The 20,240-nt window shown below is 67.7% G+C and carries 16 protein-coding genes; 3 read left to right on the top strand and 13 right to left on the bottom strand.

Going from position 1 to position 20,240, the window contains the following annotated elements; translation table 11 throughout:
- Positions 1-30: 30 nt before the first annotated feature.
- The 6 genes from KA383_18460 to KA383_18435 all read right to left on the bottom strand — a co-directional run bounded on the left by KA383_18460 (position 31) and on the right by KA383_18435 (position 7,393).
- Positions 31-1,518, bottom strand: coding sequence for a hypothetical protein (locus KA383_18460; protein MBP7748101.1), 1,488 nt, complete (start codon positions 1,516-1,518; stop codon positions 31-33).
- A 73-nt stretch (positions 1,519-1,591) separates the two neighbouring features.
- Positions 1,592-2,431: a hypothetical protein gene (locus KA383_18455; protein MBP7748100.1), complete on the bottom strand. Its 840-nt coding sequence runs from the start codon at positions 2,429-2,431 to the stop codon at positions 1,592-1,594.
- A gap of 32 nt (positions 2,432-2,463) precedes the next feature.
- On the bottom strand, positions 2,464-5,376 hold the full coding sequence (locus KA383_18450) for an FG-GAP repeat protein (protein ID MBP7748099.1): 2,913 nt from the start codon (positions 5,374-5,376) through the stop codon (positions 2,464-2,466).
- A gap of 51 nt (positions 5,377-5,427) precedes the next feature.
- Positions 5,428-5,985 carry a hypothetical protein gene (locus tag KA383_18445; protein MBP7748098.1) on the bottom strand — a complete coding sequence of 186 codons (558 nt, stop codon included), beginning with the start codon at positions 5,983-5,985 and terminating at the stop codon, positions 5,428-5,430.
- A 23-nt stretch (positions 5,986-6,008) separates the two neighbouring features.
- Positions 6,009-6,554, bottom strand: coding sequence for a hypothetical protein (locus tag KA383_18440; GenBank protein MBP7748097.1), 546 nt, complete (start codon positions 6,552-6,554; stop codon positions 6,009-6,011).
- A 281-nt stretch (positions 6,555-6,835) separates the two neighbouring features.
- Complete coding sequence (locus tag KA383_18435; GenBank protein ID MBP7748096.1) at positions 6,836-7,393, bottom strand: adenine phosphoribosyltransferase; 558 nt, start codon at positions 7,391-7,393, stop codon at positions 6,836-6,838.
- Between the two features lie 284 nt (positions 7,394-7,677).
- Here KA383_18435 and KA383_18430 point away from each other — a divergent pair, with 284 nt between their 5' ends.
- Complete coding sequence (locus tag KA383_18430; GenBank protein MBP7748095.1) at positions 7,678-7,884, top strand: hypothetical protein; 207 nt, start codon at positions 7,678-7,680, stop codon at positions 7,882-7,884.
- A gap of 165 nt (positions 7,885-8,049) precedes the next feature.
- On the opposite strand, the gene KA383_18425 is transcribed toward KA383_18430, so the two are convergent.
- The 7 genes from KA383_18425 to KA383_18395 all read right to left on the bottom strand — a co-directional run bounded on the left by KA383_18425 (position 8,050) and on the right by KA383_18395 (position 16,534).
- Positions 8,050-9,165, bottom strand: a complete 1,116-nt coding sequence (locus KA383_18425; GenBank protein ID MBP7748094.1) for a hypothetical protein — start codon at positions 9,163-9,165, stop codon at positions 8,050-8,052.
- 6 nt (positions 9,166-9,171) lie between these two features.
- Complete coding sequence (locus KA383_18420; protein ID MBP7748093.1) at positions 9,172-9,519, bottom strand: hypothetical protein; 348 nt, start codon at positions 9,517-9,519, stop codon at positions 9,172-9,174.
- 61 nt (positions 9,520-9,580) lie between these two features.
- Positions 9,581-13,633 carry an SEC-C domain-containing protein gene (locus KA383_18415; protein MBP7748092.1) on the bottom strand — a complete coding sequence of 1,351 codons (4,053 nt, stop codon included), beginning with the start codon at positions 13,631-13,633 and terminating at the stop codon, positions 9,581-9,583.
- Positions 13,634-13,730: 97 nt separating this feature from the next.
- Entirely contained in the window at positions 13,731-14,294 is a 564-nt protein-coding gene (gene efp, locus KA383_18410; GenBank protein MBP7748091.1) for an elongation factor P, read from the bottom strand.
- 238 nt (positions 14,295-14,532) lie between these two features.
- Positions 14,533-15,117, bottom strand: a complete 585-nt coding sequence (locus KA383_18405) for a DJ-1/PfpI family protein (protein ID MBP7748090.1) — start codon at positions 15,115-15,117, stop codon at positions 14,533-14,535.
- 252 nt (positions 15,118-15,369) lie between these two features.
- Positions 15,370-15,891: a hypothetical protein gene (locus KA383_18400; protein MBP7748089.1), complete on the bottom strand. Its 522-nt coding sequence runs from the start codon at positions 15,889-15,891 to the stop codon at positions 15,370-15,372.
- 88 nt (positions 15,892-15,979) lie between these two features.
- Positions 15,980-16,534 carry a J domain-containing protein gene (locus KA383_18395; GenBank protein ID MBP7748088.1) on the bottom strand — a complete coding sequence of 185 codons (555 nt, stop codon included), beginning with the start codon at positions 16,532-16,534 and terminating at the stop codon, positions 15,980-15,982.
- A 120-nt stretch (positions 16,535-16,654) separates the two neighbouring features.
- Between KA383_18395 and KA383_18390 the strand changes: the two genes are divergently transcribed.
- Positions 16,655-18,220, top strand: a complete 1,566-nt coding sequence (locus KA383_18390) for a hypothetical protein (GenBank protein MBP7748087.1) — start codon at positions 16,655-16,657, stop codon at positions 18,218-18,220.
- A 153-nt stretch (positions 18,221-18,373) separates the two neighbouring features.
- Complete coding sequence (locus KA383_18385) at positions 18,374-20,230, top strand: hypothetical protein (protein ID MBP7748086.1); 1,857 nt, start codon at positions 18,374-18,376, stop codon at positions 20,228-20,230.
- The last annotated feature ends 10 nt before the right edge of the window (positions 20,231-20,240 follow it).

The raw sequence follows: 20,240 nt of genomic DNA, 5'->3' as shown, positions 1-20,240 counted from the left end.
CGAATGCCGCTTAACTTTCGGCTTGGCCGCCTAGAACCGTCTGCGCATGCCGTACAGGGCGAGGGGCACGACCGCGAGGGGCAGCAGCGAGCCGCCGCCGCAGCCAACCGGAGCGACCACATTGCCCGTGTCATCCGCCGCGGAGTCGTTCAGATCGCTCTGCCGGGCCGCCTGCGCGCCCGCGCTGGCGGGCCCCACGTCGATCGTCACGGACGCGGTGGCGCTGAGCGGGCTGAGCCCCAGTGGCGGCTTGTCGGTGACCAGCAGTGCGAAATAGTACGTGCCTTCCGTCTGCGCCACCCAGGAGACGGCGATGCTATTGATGCCCAGCAAGGGCTGGAAGTCGTTCAAGACCTCGTCGGTCATCAGCGCCCCGCCGACTTCGTTGGTTTGACGCCACAGGTATGTGAGTTCGTCGTTGTCCGGATCCGAGGACAACGCCGCGCTGAGGTAGATGCGGTCGCCGACCTTCGCGCTGACCGTTTTCAGCGTCACCACGTTACCCTCGTCATCCGAGATGATCGCGCTGGGGCCCCGGTTCTCGCGGAGTTCCGCGACCACCGTGATGGTCACCGAGTCCAGCGACGGCACGGGGTTGACCCCGTCTTCCACCGCGACCCGGTACACGTACTCGCCGGGTTCCTCGAGGGTCACTTCGGCCTGGCTGGCCTCGTTGCTGGCGGCCGGCACCGGGTCGACGCGCTCCGGGCCAGAAATCCACTCCCAGGTGTAGACGAGCGTGTCTTTCTCGAAGACGTTCGCGTCATCCTGATCGAAGCCCAGATTCGTACTGTCGAACGAGCGGCTCGCATCCAGCGTCACGGTCGTCCCGGCCGCGACGAGCTGGTCCTGGCCGGCGTCCGCGAACGCGGGCGGGTTCGGCGGCACCAGGCTGGCGTTCTCCACCGCGAAGAGCGGGAAGCTCGCGCCGTCCCACTGGCCCGCCTCCGGGGATTCCGAGTTGGAGACGCGCACCTCGACCTCCCAGAACACGTCGTAGTCAATCAATCCGCGCAGTCGGCTCTGGTTGGCGCCGTTGTATTCGGGCACCTGGAGGATGAATTCCATCCGCACGGCGTTCTCGGGGGGCGGCGCCAAGGGGGGCGACACCCCACTCGAAACATAGCCATCCGTCGCGCCGTAAAGCGGCGGTGCGTCGGGCGGGCCGTAGGAGCCCCAGCCCCGCACGTAGCGGAAGAACTCCATGTCCGACTGGTTCTCCGCGTCTGCAAGGTCCTGGTCGACCAGGACCAGGCTCACCAGGACGACGTCCAGTTCCTGGGCCACCTCCGTAAACGGATCGAAGGGCACGGGATCCGCCCAGAGACCGGAGTAGAGCCCATACAGCCCGAAGATGCTGCTGGCCTGGTAGTTGAGATAGTCGCGACCACCGATGTAATGCGCGATCTCGAACTCGATGTCGAATATGTAGGGTGGAAACTCACCCGTCTGCCCGGAGGCCGGAACGCTCAGCGTGACGGCCGCCAACATCAGTCCCACCAGCGTGTACTTTCTCATGGGCATACCTCAGCGATACATCTTCGCCCAGCGTAATTCTAGCACCGCGCGGCAAGCGGCCGGCGCGCCCAGCCTACGGGGTGGCGTCCGTTGTCGTCGTCGTCGTGGCACCGATCGTCACGATGGCGAAGTTCCCATCTGCATCCGCCTGCTCGTTGAAATCGAAGGTGATGTTGTCACCCTCATAAAACTGATTGTCCTGCCGCGCGCCGCCACTGTTGAAAAACAGCCCGGGGCGGAAAGGGCTGCACTCGTAAACGTCGACCTGCGCCAGCGTCTTGAAGCCGCCGGTGCGCGTCGCGCCGGCGTACGGCGCGTCGGGATCGCCCACCGGGACCGCCGTGAGCGGCTCGCCGTTCCGCGAGAAATAGAACGCCACGCTCTCGCACGAGACCGGGGGCTGCGCGTACGCCAGCACGGCATCCGGCGAGTTGAGCGTGAGCGCGAACGTGGTCGGGGTCAGGGCGTCATTCTCGCCGCCGCCGGTCGCGCTGCGGAGCACGATGTGCGTGGAACCGCCGGTCCCGCTGCCGTAGTAGACGAAGGTGCCCACCGGCAGCGTGTGTGCGGTCCCGAGCCGCAGCTCCTGGGTCAACTGCACATATCCGTTCTGGAGTAGCGCGTCCTGCTGTTGGGCCGAGCGGATGCTGCTGACATTCACCCAGGCCATGAGCGAGACGTTCAGGTCGGCGCTGGTGTGGTTATTGCGGAGCGTGATGACCGTGTCGCGGCGAAACCGCCCGCTGGCCTCAGAGCCCGCCGTCCCCGTGCCGCCCCCGGAAGTGTCGTCCTGCGTGCCGGCGATCCCGTATTCCTCGGTGAAGGCCAGGAACGCGTTTTTGTCGTAGCTCTCCGAACAGGCGCTGGCCAGCAGCAGCGCCAGACCCGCGAGCATCAGATGCCGTAGCCGCATGGGTGCGGTCCTTTCTCCAGAGATCATCGGCGTCAGTCTCCGGTCCCGTACAGCAGATATACCTCGCCGGCCCGGGCGCGGTCGCGCGGGGAGGCCCGCACCGAGCCGAACACCAGGTCGCCCCGGCCGTCCCCGTCGACGTCGCCGGCGGGGCCGATGCCGATCGCGCGGTCGCCACCCTCGCCCAGTCCGGCGCCCAGGTAGTCGCCGCTGTTGCGGCCGATAAACACGGCGCCGGGCAGATTCTCCTGGCCCACGTCACGCAGCAGGAGCACGCCGGGGTCGGTCAGCGTGCCATCATCCTGCACGCTCTGTTGGGACGTGAGGTCCGGCGACCCGTAGATCAAGTACACGACGCCGCACCCCTGGCGGTCGACCTCATGGTACCCGTCGTAATCGGCGTCGAGTCGCACCGAGCGGTTGGGAGCGGCGATGAGGATGTCGGCATTGCCATCGCGGTCCACGTCGTCGACCCCACACACGCGGGCGCCCGCGAGGTCGCCCGCCTCCTCGCCGACGAAGATCACGCCCAGGCCCCGCGCGGGGACGTCGGTGTACCGGATCTCGTCCTGCGTGAGGTTGATCACCTCGCGGGAGCCGAAGAAGACCATGGCGCCGCCGGTGCCGTTGTTGAGCAGCGGGGAGCCGATCACCAGGTCGGAGAAGCCGTCGCCGTTGAAGTCGCGCGCGTTGTCCTGCGACTGGCCGAGGCGCTCACCCGCGCTGCCGAGGATTTGCACGCCGTCGAAGAGGCGCTGTGTGGCCTGCGAGGAGCTGTTCATGGGGAGGCCCAGCTCTTCGAGCTGCAGCTCGCCGCTCCACACCAGCTCGCGAATGCGGCCGAAGATCAGGTAGCAGGCGCCGGCCCCGTCGTTGGCCTGCGGGGCGCCGATCGCCAGGTCGAGCAGCCCATCGCCGCTGACATCGCCCAGCCCGACGGCGTTGCTGAGCCGGGCGCCGACCGCCGTCGACCAGAAGCGGAGCGAGCGGTCGGGCGTGGCGATGTGCACGTCGATGACGCGTTCGCAGGGGTCGGAGTCGCCCGGGTCGACCGTGTAGCCGGGGCTGAGGAAGATGTCATCCATGATGTAGTGATAGGGGCCGCCGTGCGGGATCAGGCGGTCGCCCGCGCTCTGCACCGAACCGGGGTAGTTGAACGCCGTGTTGGCCGGCGGGGCCTGGTCGTTGCACCAGGGATAGAAGCCGTCCTTTACGTCGTTGAAATAGACGGAAATCACGCCGCCGCCGGGCACGCTGGGGGCGGCGAAGGCGCTCACTTCGGGATCGCGGTTCGGGGCCGACATGATGATGGAGTCGAAGTCCCACGCCGAGATCGTTTCACCGAATTGGTCGCCGAAGCCCGCGCTCGAGAAGCGGCATCCCAGCCGCACAGAGCCGGTGTTCGGCGTACCGGCGACGCCGGCGAGGTGCTGGTGGAAGTAGGTGCCCGGGCAGCCGCCGGGGGCCGGCGGGGCCTTCGGGCCCACAAAGCCCTCGACGCAGGGGCAGGCCCCCTCCGCGAAGCACGGTCCGCACGACAGGGGTATGTGCGCCAGCGTGCCGAATTCCGCCAGGTTGAATACGTTCCGGCCGGGGAAGCCGAGGTCGGGGCGGAGCGAGGAGCCCGCCGCGATGACCACGGCCCCCGTGCGGAAGTAACCGTTGGCGTCGAGCGGGGCGATGTCGTCCAGTCCAGGACCGAATGTGAACGCGCCGATGCCGGCCGAGTCGGTGAACGGGATGCCGAACGCCATCTCGCGGACGCCGTCCGAGTCCCAGTCGGACAGCAGCGCGAAGCTGGTGATGCCGCGGCTGGGGCGGATCGGGTCAGGCACCTCGGGCACGCCGGTGTAGATTTCGCCGCGGAAGAGCGTGCCGGTGGAGTTGAGGCTGACCGTGCCGCTGAAGCGTTTGGCGCGGCCGTAGACCAGGTAGGCCTCGCCGGCCCCGGTGCGTTGCAAGTTGTACTGGTAGCGCGGCTTGCCGAACTGTGCGACGATGATGAAGTCGTCGAAGCCGTCGCCGTCGATGTCGCCAATGGACTTGACGAAGCTGCCGGCGTTGTCGCGCGGGTTGAAGCCCTCGAAGATCACCCCTTCCACGCCGGCGTTGCCCGAGGCCATGTCGCGCAGATCGTAGAATCCGGCGAGCCGTGCCCGCAGCCGGATCGTGCCGGGTGCGTAGAAGGGGAACGAGTTGGCGCCGTCCGACACGATCGCCAGGAAGCGGTACACGCCGGGCTCGAACTGCATGGTCGGCAGGTCGAAGGAGAAGGCGTCGCCGGTCTGCGACGTGCTATGGTACAGGAGCACCTCGTTGCCGTTGGGCTGGTCGTCAGGATCGAGGTAGATGTCGACCGTGTCGGTCGAGTCGGGGTCGGAAAGGTTCCAGGAGACGGTGAAGCGCGGGTTGATGGCTTCGGTCCGGTCAAACGCGAGGCTGCCGCGCGCGCTGAGGCCCTCCTGGTCCGCCAGCACCGTGAAGTACAGGACGGGGCGCTCGTCGATCGTGACCTGCCCGGGCGCGTAGGCGTAGGCAACGATCTCGCCGACCTCGAGCAGCACCACGCCGATGTTATACGTGCCTTGCTGCAGCGTCGTCGTATCGACCAGCGCGCTGGTGGTGGTCAGCGCCAGGTTCGCGTAGGCGACCGTCTCGTTCGCGTTGTTCGGATCTTCGTCCTCGTCGATGATCACGTCGATCACCGAGGTCCGCGTCCGCGCGAAGGCCTGCCAGTTCACCTCGACCTGCGTCCCGCCGGCGATCGACAGATCGCTCACCGGCGTCAGGACCGCGACGGACGGGGTGTCGCTCAGCACCGTCGTATCGCCCGTGCCGCCCGCGATGTACTCGAGGTTCGACGTCGTGTTGGGACACCCGCCCAGCAGTCCCGCTGCCAGCAGCGCCGCCAGCACCGCGCTTGCGCTTCGTTTTGCGTACTTCATCGCGCACTCCAACGCATTGCTCTCGCCAACCGGCCGGTCGTGCTCGGCCGACTACTCCAAGCGCTCGATATAGGCAAAAATCCGGTATCCCGAAGCCGATTCCGAGGACGTCTGCAAGGTGAAGGTCACGCCTTCGCCACAGTCGTAGTTCACGCCCTCGGTCAACAGTACGCCGAACGCGTCCACCTCGATATAGGGGGCCACGTCCAGAATGGCGGGGTCCGTCACGTCGTCGACCAGGAACACGCGCGCCCCGACCGTAGAGAGGTTGGACACATCGCCGAGCGTAGCTTCCTCGATCGGACAGATCAGCATCTGTGCGCTCTTGTCGTTTGGCGCGACCAGCGTGGTGTAGCTCTTCGCGTCGCCGTCGCCATCGCGGTAGGAGACCAGCATGCGCGCCCAGCGGTCGGTGTTGTTCTGCACGGCCATCAGCAGGCCGGGCGCATCGTCGGGCAGGGACGCCACGTCACCGGACAGCCCCAGGGACGACAGCAGGTTCGGGTTGAAGAGGTTGCTGATATTGCCCGTCAGCACCCCGCAGCCGCACAACAGCACGCCGACTGCCAGCCCGACGCCGGTCACCACTCGTCCACTTCGCACCACCATGCGCGCGCTCCTTCCGCGGGCGGTCAATTGCCCGGAATCACCCGCACCGAAAGCAGGAACTCCTGCTCGTCGCCCACGGTCACCTGCGATAGCCTGATCTCGATCACGTCACCGCACGCAAACGTCGACCCGGACACAAGCGGCGTCCCCTCGTACGCGACGGTGGCGACCGCGGCCTCCCCGTCCGCGACGTCGCTCAATGTGGCGGCGGTGGCGTCAATCGAGAAATCCGTCCCCAGGGTGCCCGGCGAAACCAGGCCGATCGGGCAGTCTAGCACTTCATTCTGGACCTCGCCTGCGGTCACCTCGGCGGAAAAGTTCTTCGCCCCGCTCGTCAGATCGGTGGCGTCGCTCGTCTTGTACGCATAGAAGGTGGCCGTGTAGCGCGTGTTGTTCACGAACGCGACCAGGATCGTGCCCTGCTGTGGCTTGACCGTTGCGGGGTCGAGGCCTAAATCGGCGGCCAGCCCCTCGGCGAACAGGTCTGCCACCAGCGCGCAGCCGCCGGCGGATGTTAGCAGGAGCCCGCCCAACAACCACGGCCAAACCCGCATCTGTGCCAGCCTCATCGAGAGCCTCCTGGCGCGCCTTTCACCGCGCGCCAACTGCGTCGCCTGCCAGCCCGAAAGCGCCGGCCGGGATTGCCCGCCCGCATCCCGCGATTTACCGCGAAACCGGGCACGCGGCAAGCCCGTTTCCACGGCGCGCCTCCGGTTCGGCACCACTTGTATTCTGACTGCCCGGCAAAATCCCAGAGTGTCTCGGAACCCGCGGCGTCGCCGCCCGCCCGAGTTATCGGTAGCTGCCGCGTTGACCGTCGCCTCACGCCCGTCGCCGCACCATGGCCACATCAGTAGGAAATCACGCTGAACACCGGCACGTCTCCCAGGCGCGCCCGGCCGCCCAGCTCCGCCAGCTCGATCAATACCGCCACGGCCTCGATCTTCGCGCCCGCGTCGCGCACCAAGGCACAGCAAGCCCCGAGCGTCCCGCCGCTCGCGAGCAGGTCGTCCACCACCAGCACCTTCTGGTTCGGCCGGAGTGCGTCCGTGTGCATCTCCAGCGCGTCCCTGCCGTATTCAAGGTCGTACTCCCGCCGTCGCGTCGCCGCTGGCAGCTTGCCCGGCTTGCGCACCGGGACGAAGCCCACCGACAGCACCTTGGCGACCGCGGTCCCGAAGATGAACCCGCGCGACTCGGCCCCGACCACCAAGTCGATGTGCTTGCCGCGGAACGGCTGGGCCATCAGCTCCACCGCCATCGCCAGCCCGGACGGGTCCGCCAGCAGGGGAGTGATGTCGCGAAACAGCACGCCCGGCTTCGGGAAGTCCGGCACCGCGCGGATCAGCCGTTGCAGGTCGGCCGCATCGGACACGGCCCGCCACGGATCTTTCTTCGTTGGCTCCATATAACTCACACTGCCACCCGCGGCCCCTGCCAGCAGACAGTCCACCTGCCGGCGTCGCGCCGCGGGCGCGCTCGCCAACCGCCACTCTCACCCCCCCCGATTCGTGCCGGCATCGTAGTCTGGCCCTCCCCAACCTGCAACGGCGACCCGGGGGATTTGAGCCCGGCCGGCGGCCCTGCCGATAGGGCCTTATGGCGCTCACGGCGACCGGCGGCGTGTGGTCGAACCCGCCGCCGCCCCGCGGCCCCCGGCACCGGGTTTCCATCCCGGCGGAGCACGCACGCATGCCCATCTGGTTCTGCATTCTGGCCGCGACAGCGTTCGGTGGGGCGCTGGTGGTCTGGCATGCGGTCAGCGAGGCCAAGCACACCAGCGAGCAGATGCTCGAGAAATATCAGCAGGTGCTCGCCCAGGCCCGCGAGGAGAAGGCCCGGCAGCTCGCCAAGGAGGCGGAAGAGGCGGCCGAGGCGGCCGAGGAAGAGGCCAGCTAACGTGCGGCCTCATCGACAGCGACCGATCACGGGGGTGGTACTCATCACAGGGGTGGTACGGGTGTCCCGCCCGTTCCCGGAACGGGCAAGATGCCCGTACCACCCATTCCACTGATTCCAAGGCGCTATTCCAAGGCTAGGCGATCACCCCGGATGACGCCGCGCCTACGGCGTCGCACGCCCCGGCTGGGTCGTCGGCGCGGGTACCGCCTCGCCTTCTGATCCTGAGTCCTCTGCGTGGGCCGCGCGGCGCTGGGCCCTGGTCGGAAGCGGGTCGAGTCGGGGTTTGAGGCGCTTTTCGAAGATCTCGTCGACTGGCGCCATCAGCTTGCGGCGCTCGACCGCCAGCGGCTCGAACGCCTTCTCGTGCTCGGCCGGCTTCAGCTCACGCAACGCCGCCGTCCGCTGCTCCAGGGCGGCGAACGCGTCCTTGTGTCGGTCCAGGTACGCGCGGGCCTGCGACTGGCAGTCCGCCAGGATCTGCCACGCCTTCTGTGCCTGGTCCTCGTTCAGTCGGAAGCGCGCGATGAAGCGGCGCGTATACGCGGTCCAGGCACTTTCCCAGGTCACCTGCACGGGCTGACTCGCGGACGCGGTGCTGGGGCGGCTCGTCGCGGGTGGGGTTGGGTATCCTTCGCGCTCGGCCCTCTCACGCAGCCGCTCCAACTCCGCCTGCACCGTCGGGCCGCGCTGAAGTTCGCCGCGATCGAGCCGCGCGAAGAACTCCTTCCGCGTGACGGCCTGCGTGCCGTCCCAGTACTGCACGCGCGGCGACACGGCGGGATCCTCGAAGATCAACTGCGTCCCAACCTCGATTCCGATGTCCGCCGGTGAGAGCGCCTGCGCATCGTCCGGTGAGTTGAATGTGGCCGACGAAACGTTGATCACCCGGAAGGGCTGCTGCCCGTCGAAATGGCCCTTCGCGTAGTACACAATCGACTCCGGAAACCATGCTTCGCCGAACTGCTTGAGCTGCGAGACGCTCCATGCCTCCACCACCCCGTCACGGATCAATTCGCTGCGGACGGCATTCCAGCCGTGCTTCGGGTCGATCCACCACCGCAGCCAGGAGCCGTGCACGTCGAGTGTTACCACGTGCAGACCGGCCTCCACTGCCTCGGCATAGCGCACTTCTGCGCCGACCCCCATGCGCAGCAACTCGTACGGGCTACGCGTTGACGGCGTCGGAGTCATCCCGGTCTGACGCACGTCGGCGACGTGAAACTGATCGGCCAGCTTGTGCGCCAGCGGAAAGACGTTCGCGCTGGGAGCCCGATCCACGTGGAATCACGTCTGGCTGTTCTGGTCCAGGAACCGTATCGGCCCCGTGTAGTCGCATTGCTCAACGGGCTTCCCTTCGGTGCCCCGCATGACGACGCCTTCCTCGTCGCCCCAGTCGACCATCGTGAAATCGTCCCCTGCGATCTGTCCGCTGTGGAAGCGCAGCCACCCCGGAATTGCCGCGGTGTCCGCCTGCTCCACCGACCATTCGATGCTCCCGGTGCGCAGGGCCTCCGCGGAGCGCGCCCGCAGATATTCCTCCAGCGCGGGCGGCACAGTCGTCGTCCACTCCGTTGGCGTCGGTGCAATCTGAGCGTTCCAAAGCAGAAGCGCACCCGCCAGCACCACAGCCATGTGTCACCTACCCCTTCACGTGATCCCACATTTGCGGAGGCGGATTCGACTTGCTGCTGCGTTACTGCCCCCGCCCGTGGCATTGCTTGTATTTCTTCCCTGACCCGCATGGGCACGGTTCGTTGCGGCCGACCTTTGGCTGCTCCCGCCGGATCGTCTGCGGCTTGCCGCCTTCGCCTTGCTGGCGCATCGCGGCGGCCTGGTCTTCCGCGGCGGCCGCGAAGCCCGCACCGGTCGCGTCTGCCTTCGCCGCCGTCATCCCGCCCGCGGACGCCGGCGCCACTGCCGCCGGCTTGGCCTCCGCATCGCCGAAGCCGGTGGCCGCCGCGCCGCCGATGCGGACCTTGAAGATCAGGTCCGTGACGCGCTCGCGGTTGTTCGCCAGCATCTCGTTGAACATGCGCGTGCCTTCGCGCTTGTACGCGATCTTCGGGTCCTGCTCGGCGTAGCCGCGCAGCCCGATGGAGTGCCGCAGCAGGTCCATCGAGTACATGTGGTCTTTCCAGACCGTGTCGAACGTGGTCAGCAGCACGTAGCGTTCGAGCTGCGTCAATTCGAACCGCAGCATCTCGTAGCCGCAGCGCTGCAACTGGCCGCGCACGTCGCCGTTGATGTCCAGCGGCTGGCTGTCGAGCACTGTGCCGAAGCGCTGACGGGCCCATTGCAGCAGCGCGTCGCCCTCGTGCTGGGCCACGGCCGCGTCGATCTCGGCGTCGAGCTTCCCGTTGTTGAGGTAGTCCGCGTTGACCGCCTTCAACTCGTGGAAAATCTGCTCCGGCGTCTTGCCCGCGAAGTGCTCGTAGGTCCAGCCGAGGCCGTACTTGCGCTGCGTCCACGCCGCGATGCGGTTGTAGACCTCGTTCACATTCGATCCGCCGCGCTGCAACGCGAAATCGATCACCGCCATCACGGGGTATTCGATCTCGCGCTGCCGGTACGCGGCCCGCATCTTCTCGGTGATCGTCCGCTCGGCGTCGTCGCGGTTCGCCGTCGCCAGCTCATCGAGCGGAATGTCCACCTCGAACTTCTCGCGCGCCCAGCGCACCAGCCGCGCCTTGCCGAACAGCGGATCGACGTATTGCTGGAGCGGCGAAAGGTCCGCCTCCTTGATCTTGCGTATCGCCGCCTCACTGAGCTGCTCGAGCAGCTCGTCCGGGTTCGCCTTGCGGATCTGGTTCTGTGTCAGGCTCAGCCCGTAGTGTGCCGCCCACGCCGCCAACCCGCGGACGTCCCACTCCTCGGGGTCCACGTCGGGGTCGATGTACTCGCCGAAGGTCCGCTGGAGGTTCTGCCGCGACTCGTAGCCCGCCAGGTCGCGCACCTGCGCCTGCAGCGTGTCGAGCTGCGCCGTGTCGAGCTTGTCGGCCTCCAACGCCACGCCCAGGTTCTGTGCGGCCCATTCCGCCACACACAGCGCCGGGAACTTCGGGTCGTAGTAGCGCTCGATCGCATCCGCGACCGACTCGTCGATCATCTCCCAGATCAGCTCGGACAGCCCCCGGCCTTCCACGACGCGCTGCCGCATGCCGTAGAAGGTCTTCCGCTGGTAGTCCATCACCTCGTCGTATTCGAGCAGGTTCTTGCGGATGTGGAAGTTCCGCTCCTCGACCTTCTTCTGCGCTTTCTCGATGCCCTTGTTGACGCGCTTGTCCTCGATCGCCATGCCCTCTTCGAACCCGAGCATGGTCAGCATCCGCAGCACCCACTCGCCCATGAACAGCCGCAGCAGGTCGTCCTCGAACGACAGGAAAAACCGCGAGCTGCCCGGGTCACCCTGGCGCCCGCACCGCCCGCGGAGCTGGTTGTCGATCCGGCGGCTCTCGTGCCGCTCGGTGCCCACGACGTGCAGCCCGCCCAGCGCCGCCACGCCCGGCCCCAGCACGATGTCCGTCCCGCGGCCGGCCATGTTTGTCGCGATCGTGACGTTGCCGACGAGCATTTTCTTCTTGCCGCGCTGCATCTCGTGCTGCTGGCCGGCCTTGGCGACGATCTCCGCTTCGCGGGCGTGGTTCTTTGCGTTCAGCACCTCGTGCTCGATGCCGTAGCGGTGCGACAGCGCCGCGCTGAGCTTCTCCGAGTTCTCGACGCTCACGGTGCCGACCAGCACCGGCCGACCGGCGATTTGTGCGCCCATCAGCTTGCGGTAGCCTTCGGCCAGCGCCTCGTTCGCGCCTTCGTGTTCGCCGTTGCCAAACGCCGCCAGCGTCTCGTCGATGACCCCGATCTGTCGCGCGATCTCGCTGGACTCATCGCCCGCCGCCAGCGCAGTGTTCGCCGTGCCCCCTTCGTGCCGCCGTGCTGCCGTGCCGCCGTGCCTCTGTCCTTGCAGCTCCGCCAAGGTCCGCCGCGCATGCTTGAACATGTCCAGCAGCGACTGCGGGTCGCTCGGCAGGCCGTCCTGCGAATACGCCCGGATCTCCTCCACGATCGCGTCGAACTTGTTGGCAACCGTCTTGTAGATCTTGTCGTTGTAGTCGATGCGCCGCACCGGCCGGTTCGTCGGGATCGCGATGACCTCGAGCTTGTAGATCTTCATGAACTCGTCGGCTTCGGTCATCGCCGTGCCGGTCATGCCGGCGAGCTGCGCGTAGAGCTTGAACAGGTTCTGCAGGGTGATCGTGGCGAGCGTCTGGGACTCCTGCTTGACGGTGACGCGCTCCTTCGCCTCGACCGCCTGGTGCAGGCCGTCCGACCACTGCCGCCCGTGCATCAGGCGGCCGGTGAACTCGTCCACGATGATGATCTGGTCCTGGTTGACCACGTATTCCTTGTCGCGCTGGTAGACCTTGTGGGCGCGCAGGGCGTTGTCGATGTAGTGCGGCCAGTTCATGTTCTTGCTGTCGTAGAATGTGCCGATCGACAGCTCGGCCTGGGCCGCCTTCGCCCCGTGCTCCGTCATGTGCACCGACTTGCGGTCCTCTTCAACGACGAAGTACTGCTTGTGGCCGATGGCCTCGGCTTCGTCAGATGACAGCCAGTACGGGTCCACGCGGAATTTCTTCAGCCCCTCCTTGTACTTCGCGTTGTTGGGGTCCAGCCCGAACCGCAGCGGGTCGGCCTCGATCTCCCCCAGCCGGCCGCGCGTCTCGCGGTTCGCCGCCTCCTGCTTCGTGATCAGCGCCCGGGCCACGTTGTCCGCCACCCGGTAGTTACTCACGTCGTCGTGCGCCGGGCCGGAAATGATCAGCGGCGTGCGCGCCTCGTCGATCAGGATCGAGTCCACCTCGTCCACGACCACGAAGTCCTGGCGGCCCTGCATCTGGTCGCGCGGATGGTGCTTCATGTTGTCGCGCAGGTAGTCGAACCCGAACTCGCTGTTTGTCCCGTAGGTGATGTCGCAGGCGTAGCCCTGCCGGCGCTCCTCGGCCGCCGGCCCCCACGTCTCCATGTCCGAGCTGATGTGCCCGACCGTCGCCCCCAGCAGCTCGAAGATCGGCCGGCAGAAATCAGCATCGCGCTTCACCAGGTAGTCGTTGACGGTCACCATGTGGACCTTCAACCCCTGGAGCACCTTCATGTAGTTCGCCATGTAGCAGACGATCGTCTTGCCTTCGCCCGTCCGCATCTCGGCGACGTTGCAGTCCTCCAGTACCTTCCCGCCGATGAGCTGGCACTCGAATTGCCGGTGGTTCCGCGCCCGCCGCGACGCCTCGCGCACGCAGGCATACGCCTCCGCGCGAATCTCGTCCGGCGTCGCACCCTCCGCGAGCCGCCGCTTGAACTCCGCCGTCTTGCCTTGCAGTTGCTCCGGCGTCAGCGCCTGGATCTGTTCTTCGAGGGGGCTGACCGACCCGCGCACAAAGTCGCGCAGGCCCAGGACGACGCGGTCATTGCGCGACGGCAGGAACTGGAACGCCAGCCAGCCGGTGTACCCGCCCCAGGCCACCACCATCATCGAGACCGCGACGGCGACCAGCTCGCGCCGCAGCCAGGCCACGCCCGTGCCCTCCGGTCCCAGCACGAGCAGCGTGACCAGGAGCGCCACCAGCACCGTCAGCGCAGCTTCGATGACCAGTCGCAGCCCCCCGCGGCGTGCACGATACCAGAACACGGCGGCCGCGCTGGTCGCCTCACGCAGGATATCCGTATCGCCGACGTTCAGCAGCCAATTCACGGCTTAACCTCGCCGCGGGGATGCGCCGGCACGATCAAGCAGGACCGGCGCGGCACGACACCGTTCCCACATTCCCATGTTCCCACGTGCTCACGGGTTATCCCTTGGCCCGCTCCAGGTATTCGCCGGTCCGCGTGTCAATACGTAGTTCCTCGCCCAGTTCGATGAACGGCGGCACGCGCACGCGCAACCCCGTCTCCATCGTCGCATCCTTCGTCTGGTTCGTCGCGGTCGCGCCCCGGACGACGGGCGGCGTGTCCACGACCTTCAACTCGACGACGTTGGGCAGTTCGACGGCCACGATCTTCCCATCGATGAACGAGACCGTGACCTTCTCGTTGCCGCGCAGGTACTTGTCCGCGTCGCCCATGACTTCGGCCGACGCCGGGAACTGGTCGAACGTCTGCTCATCCATCAGGATGAAGTCGTTTCCGTCGCGATAGAGGTACTGGTACGGCTTGGTATCGACGAACGGCGTCTCGACGCGGTCGTCCACGGACATGCGCGCATCGGTCACACGCCCGTCTTTCAGCGACTTCAGCTTTACCTGCAGGTAGCTGCGCCAATTGCCCTTGGAGACCCGCTGAATGTCGCTCACCGTGTACAGCGCGCCCTCATGCTGGATCACACGGCCCTTCTTCAGTTCGCTCGCCTTGATCATCGACTCATGCTCCAGATGCCGTCGCCTGGTCGCTGCCGCCGGCCTGCGGCCCAGTCCCGGCCGCGGTCCCGGGGGTCAGCGACGGCGCAAACCCGGACCTGCCGTCCGAAAGCTCATCAGTATAGCGGATCGGGACACCACTGGCGAATCACGCCTGCCCCAGGTCGCCCCCGCTGGCGCTGCCATCCGCCGGGCGTCCATGCCCGGGCTGGGAGCGCGGCCTGCTCCGGCCCACAGCTCATCCGCTCACGTTCAGCCCCAGCAACCGGGCGAATTCGTGCAGCGCCGCCGGGTGCGCCGGCCAGGCCGGCCCGCTCACCAGCTTGCCGTCGACCACGGCAATCGATAGCCCCGCGTCCGGTTCGACGTAAGTTCCGCCGGCGAGCTCCAGCTCGGGTTGGCACGCCGGGTAACACGTCATCCGCCGGCCGCGGCAGACGCCCGCCGCGGTCAGCAGTTGCACGCCGTGGCAGATCACTCCGATCGGCTTGTCCGTGTCGCAGAAGTGCCGGATGATCGCCAGCACACGCGGGTTGAGCCGCAGATACTCGGGCGCGCGTCCGCCGGGGACATACAGCCCGTCGTACGTCGCCGGGTCGACCTTTTCGAAATCGTAGGTCAACGCGAAGTTGTGCCCGCGCTTCTCGGAGTAGGTCTGCTGGCCCTCGAAGTCGTGCACCGCGGTCGCGACCGTCTGCCCGGCCGTCTTGCCCGGGCAGACCGCGTGCACGTCGCAGCCCAGCAATCGCAGCACTTGGTAGGGGACCATGACTTCGAGCGTCTCGACGAAGTCGCCGGCGAGCAGCAGGATTTTCTTGGCCATCGGAGGCACCTCGCTGGGTTCAGGCGCAACCGCCGCCCGGCGTGCGCCGCCCGGGGATCATATCCCCGCCGCCGGCCGACCGGGTAGGGTCGGCTTCGCAGGTTCGATGGGGAGTGACCGTCAGTGCCGCTGCCACCGGGGCGAGGGCATCGGAGGGTTCCGGCCAGCGCGGGACTTCACGGTTGCTGCGACCGCGCGTGTTCTGGCGTGTGGCACGGTCTGGCGCAGCCAGGCCGTCGTGTGCCGTCACCGTCATCCTGTGCCGGCCGCAATCAACCCGCCGCACTCCGGGCACCGCCCGCTGACGTTGCCGGTCAGGTCGTAGCCGCACCGCTCACAGAAACCGGGCCGCCGCCGTAGCCGGTCGCGCCACCACATCAGCCCTGTTGGTGCGGCGCAGGCCACGAACGTCACCCACAGGGGAATCTCAAAGCTCCAAGAGGGCCAATCCACATGGGCGCGTGGCCACCAGATCAGGCGCTCGTGCTGGAGCGAAGCAATGAGCGCCCGCGCCTCTTCCACAGAGCACGACCCAAGCTTCATCGGTGGCTGTATCAGCACACGTGAATCGTCGACTTGGCCGGGAACCTGCGGTGGCAGTGGACAGTGGGAAATGTTGATGGCTGCCTGATGGAAGCGGAGACGCACGTGGAACGGCAGTTCCGCCTGCCAGTAGTAGGGCGAGATGCAGTAATGCGCGAACGCCGCCCCGATGAGCACGCACAAGATCGTGCCCACCCACTTGCAGACTCGTCGCGTTCTGGAATGGTTCATCACTCCCATCTTGTACGCGGCGCTCGCATTGTGGTTGCTTGTTGCGACGCGCGTACACGCGAGCCCACCTGACGGTCTGGCTCATGGCTTAAGGCTTCGGCTCCCTCGGCAGCCGCCCTTCATCGTACGCCCGGCACAGCCGCTCGTACGCCGTCTTGTATGCCAGAAACCGCACGTGATGCTCCGCGCGCGACTGCTCGTCCGGCGCCTTGTCCGGATGCCACCGCTGCAAGACATCCCGCCAGACATGCTTGAGCTCCTCGCGCGTCGCGCTCGCGTCCAAGTCGAACAGCGCCAGCGCGTCCGCCTCCGGCAACTCCGCCGCCGCCCGGCACACCTGCTCCTGCACCACCTCGCGCTCCGCCGGCGCCGCCGACTCGCGCAGCCACTCCCAGTCCCACACGTCCGGCAGCAGCGCCCCCAGGCTCGACCCCATCACCGTCATGAACCGCCCGAACGGCTTGCCCTTGAGCCCCAGCAGCCCGTCCACGAACAGCCCCGTCGCCGCCGCGAACTTGCCCCCGACCCGCGCCGCCTTCTTCCGCTGCTCCGCCCGCTGGTCGCGCAGCAGTGGCGTCACGTGGTCGCGCCACACGTGGCGGAGAAAACGCCGAAACGCCTCGTTGTCCTGCGGCTGTGCCATCCGGCCACCTGGGCTGGGCGACAATTCGCCGGCGGGGAGCATTCACGACCGGCGAAATGGTTATATCATGCCCGCAACGAATTGGGCAGGAGTCCGGCAGGCGGCGAGTGGAGTGCACGCGTGGCAGCGGCGTGGCTGGCCCAGGTAGGCGCAAGCGGCACCGGCGTCGGCGCGCTCGGCGCCTGGCTCGTGACCGTCGTCGGGTTGGCCGTGGCCATCATCGGCCGGCGGCGGCTCGCACCGGGGGTCAGCGAAGGGCTGTTCGTCGCGGCGATCTGCGGCCTGCTGCTGCTCAATTTCGTCGAGTTCGGGCGAACGGCGCAGGCCATCTTCCTCCTGGCGGCGAGCATGGTCAGTCTCTCCGTCGTGTGGTTCGTGGTCGCAGTCTGGGTGGAACGCGAGAGTGGCCAGAACCCCGAGGCGGACGCCGTGTGTCGCCGCGCCATCCGCCGCAGCCTGGCGGTTCACGCGGCGACGGTCGCGGGGCTGCTCGCCGCGGCGGTGATGATCCTCGAGTCGGCTACCGAGGGGACATTGCCGCCGGGACTGATCTTGCTGTTGGCGCTGCTGTTGATCGTGGCCGGCGGCCTGTATGCGCGGCAACGTGGCGCGCTGAGCCGCTACGCGATCATGGGCGTGCTGTTGCTGCTGTTCTGGCTGGCGACGCCGCCGGAGATCACGATCGGGCACCGCCGGGCGCTGGTGCTGGCTGTTTTGCTCGGCGGGGCGGCGTGCCTGCTCGTTGTCGTGGCGGCCTTGTTGCGCGATTGGCAGAGGCGCGTGCGGCTCTGGCAGGCGAACCCGGAGCAGCTCACGAATCCGCCGCCGGCCCGCCGACGCCTGTACAGTGTGGTTCTGGCGGCGTGTGCGGGGGTGGGCGCGCTGGCGCTGCTCGTGCCGGACGCGGTGGTGACCCCGATCGGTCTGGCCCTGGCGGCGTACGCGGCGCTGACGATCGGGCATCGGTGGCGCTCGAACGCGGTGGGAGAATTCGGCCTGGTGCTGGTGGGGGGGATCGTGTTGACCGTCGTGCAGGCTTGGTTGCCGGCGGCGCCGGCGAACACGCTGCTGGGCTGGGCGCTCGCCGGCGTGTACCTGCTCTGGCTCGCGCGATTCTGGGAGCAGCAGCTCAACGCGGGGCAGCCGTGGACCACGACCGGTCGGCTGGTCCCGGCGGCACGCCGCCTCGGCTACGCCGCAGTGGGGGGTGAGGTTGTGTTCGCAGCGCTCTGGTACTTGACACCCGCCACTGACGGGCCTGGGGGCTGGTTGTGTGGCGTGACGGTGCTGCTGATGCTGCTGCATTGGTCGATGCTGGTCCGCGATGCCCAGATCCAATCGTCAGCGACCGCGGCGCTGGCGGCGGCACTCGCGCTGGTGGCCGCACTCGTGCCGGTTCAGCAGTTGCTGCGGGGCTGGGGAATGGAGCCGGCGCCGGCCGTGTTGCTGGCGGTCGCGGGGCTGGCCTTCGCGGTTCGGGCGACCCCCCGGGGCGCGTCCGCAGACGCCCGCTGGCCGGTGAATGCGTATGTCGGCGGGCTGATCCCCATGGGGGTTGCATACGCTTTGGTCTGTGCGGCGGTGCAACCTGTGAGTACGGAGACGGTATGGATCGCGAGTGCCGGCGTCGTGTTGGCGCTGGCGTGGCGCTGGTGGGCGTGGCGCGACGCCGGGCGCGTCGCATGACGTGCCCACAACCGGCGCACATGGTTGTTGTTCGCGGGCGATGGCGTCCTATAATGGCGGTCAACTTGCACGCCGGTCGAGCGGATCGGCCGGCTTCCCGAGCCGCGACTGACCGGGTCAGAGCGGGCTGACAGTCGCGTAATGGAGGCGGACATGACGGACAACGCGTCCGAGCTTCGCAGCGTGGCGTGGTCGCAGGCATTTCCGTTTACGCGTTTGTTCCGCACGGCACGGATGGCACTGGGCGTCAACCGCCTGCTGCTGGCCCTGGCGGGGATCGTGCTGGCGTATCTCGGTGGGCGCATCCTGGATCGCCTGTGGATCGGCGCCAGCAGCGGCGTGCTCGTCCAGGGTGGTGAGGGGGTGGTGGAGAACGAGCTGCAGATCTACACGCAGTTGCCGCGCAGTGAGTTTGATGTCTGGCGCAGCGCGGCACGCGGCGCGCACGAGGTGTCGGCCATCGCGGCCCTGCTGCACTCCGGCAAGGCGAAGACCCCGGAGGAGGCGCGCCAGACGCTGGCCGACCGCAAGCTGCGGGACGTGCTCGTTGACAAGGAATTCCGCAACGAGCTGAAATCGCTGCGGCAGGACGTTGACGCACGGCTCGCGGCTGGCTTCGAGACCATCGCCAAGGACACCAGCCTCAGCGCCGACGAGCGGAAGGAACGCCGCGCGGCGCTCGTGACTGCGGCGGATACGGTGCAGCGGATGCTGGCGGAGAAGGGGCGCGGCGTACCGGCCACGTCGGGGGCCAAGGCGATCGAGGCCATCGCCGCGACCGACACCCAGGACAAGGGCAAGTTGCAGGCCGAGCTGGTCAAGGCCACGGCGCGGCTGGCGGCCTTGCGCGAGGCCGAGGACCTGGCGCCGCGCGGGCCGTTCATCACGCTGCTGCGCCACGAGAACCACTGCCTGACGATGGCCGTCCGCGGCGCGTTCAGCGGCCGCTGGGGTCTCGGCGGCGGCGCCTACGATGCCCAGCCGTCGCTGTGCGGGAGCCTGGAGTCCGCCGCGCGCGGCGTTTGCTGGCTGTTCAATCAGAAGCCTTGCCTGGGCGTCTTTTTGGCGCTGTGGAACCTGCTGGTCTTCAGCCTGTTCGGCGGCGCAGTGTGTCGCAGCGCGGCGGTGCAGTCGGCACGGGACGAGAGCATCTCCGCGGGCGAGGCGCTGCGGTTCGTGCGCGAGCGCTACAGCGGCTTCGTGCTCGGGCCGCTGCTCCCGGTCGGCGTCGTAGTGCTGATCGGCATCTTCATGTTCCTGGGCGGACTGTTCGGGGCGATCGGCTATGTCGGCGAGCTCGTGACCGGCGTGTTCTATCCGCTGGCGCTGATGGGCGGGTTCGGCGCGGCGCTCATCGTGCTCGTGACGATCGTGGCCTTCCACCTGATGTGGCCGACGATTGCCGTGGAGGGCTCCGACGGCTTCGACGCGCTCTCCCGCGCGTGCAGCTACGTCGGCAGCCGCATCTGGCACGTGGGCTTCTACTGGTTCGTGCTGCTGCTGTACGGTGCGGCGTCGTTTGTGCTCGTGCGGGCCGTGGCCATGGTCACGCTGAAGCTGGCCCACAAGCTCACCGGCGTGGGGATGAATTTGATCAGCAGCGCGGAGCTGAGCGGCACGGGCAAGCTGGACGCCATGTGGAGCATGCCGGCGTGGTCGGACCTGTCGTTCGTACCCGGCCGGAACACGATGCCGCTATGGGGTTCGTTCTTCAACGGCCCGCTGGACGGCACGGAGTGGCTCGGCGCCTGGCTGATCGCGCTGTGGGTGTTCCTATTCGTCGGTCTGCTGGGCGCGTTCGTCCTCAACTTCTTCTTCTGCGGCAGCACGCAGGTGTACTTCCTGTTGCGGCGTGACGTGGACGCGACCGACTGGGACGAAATCTACTACGAGGAGCCGGAGGAGCCGGCGCCGGTCCCGACCGGCGAGAGCGGACCCGCGCCCCAGGTGCCGACGGCGCCGACTGAGCCGCCGCCGGCGGACAGCGCCGACGCGCCGCCGCAGAGCTAGTGTGCCCTCC

It is taken from the genome of Phycisphaerae bacterium (assembly GCA_017999985.1).
Taxonomy (GTDB): domain Bacteria; phylum Planctomycetota; class Phycisphaerae; order UBA1845; family Fen-1342; genus JAGNKU01.
The sequence above is the reverse complement of the archived record's forward strand: the minus strand, read 5'-3'. Positions and strand labels throughout refer to the sequence as shown.

Coding starts and splice junctions, on each gene's coding strand:
- KA383_18435 (MBP7748096.1), bottom strand. CDS start 7,393: ATGGAGCCAACGAAGAAAGATCCGTGGCGGGCCGTGTCCGATGCGGCC.
- KA383_18395 (MBP7748088.1), bottom strand. CDS start 16,534: ATGGCACAGCCGCAGGACAACGAGGCGTTTCGGCGTTTTCTCCGCCAC.
- KA383_18455 (MBP7748100.1), bottom strand. CDS start 2,431: ATGCGGCTACGGCATCTGATGCTCGCGGGTCTGGCGCTGCTGCTGGCC.
- KA383_18430 (MBP7748095.1), top strand. CDS start 7,678: ATGCCCATCTGGTTCTGCATTCTGGCCGCGACAGCGTTCGGTGGGGCG.
- KA383_18385 (MBP7748086.1), top strand. CDS start 18,374: ATGACGGACAACGCGTCCGAGCTTCGCAGCGTGGCGTGGTCGCAGGCA.
- KA383_18450 (MBP7748099.1), bottom strand. CDS start 5,376: ATGAAGTACGCAAAACGAAGCGCAAGCGCGGTGCTGGCGGCGCTGCTG.
- KA383_18445 (MBP7748098.1), bottom strand. CDS start 5,985: ATGGTGGTGCGAAGTGGACGAGTGGTGACCGGCGTCGGGCTGGCAGTC.
- efp (MBP7748091.1), bottom strand. CDS start 14,294: ATGATCAAGGCGAGCGAACTGAAGAAGGGCCGTGTGATCCAGCATGAG.
- KA383_18460 (MBP7748101.1), bottom strand. CDS start 1,518: ATGAGAAAGTACACGCTGGTGGGACTGATGTTGGCGGCCGTCACGCTG.
- KA383_18440 (MBP7748097.1), bottom strand. CDS start 6,554: ATGAGGCTGGCACAGATGCGGGTTTGGCCGTGGTTGTTGGGCGGGCTC.
- KA383_18400 (MBP7748089.1), bottom strand. CDS start 15,891: ATGAACCATTCCAGAACGCGACGAGTCTGCAAGTGGGTGGGCACGATC.
- KA383_18405 (MBP7748090.1), bottom strand. CDS start 15,117: ATGGCCAAGAAAATCCTGCTGCTCGCCGGCGACTTCGTCGAGACGCTC.
- KA383_18420 (MBP7748093.1), bottom strand. CDS start 9,519: ATGGCTGTGGTGCTGGCGGGTGCGCTTCTGCTTTGGAACGCTCAGATT.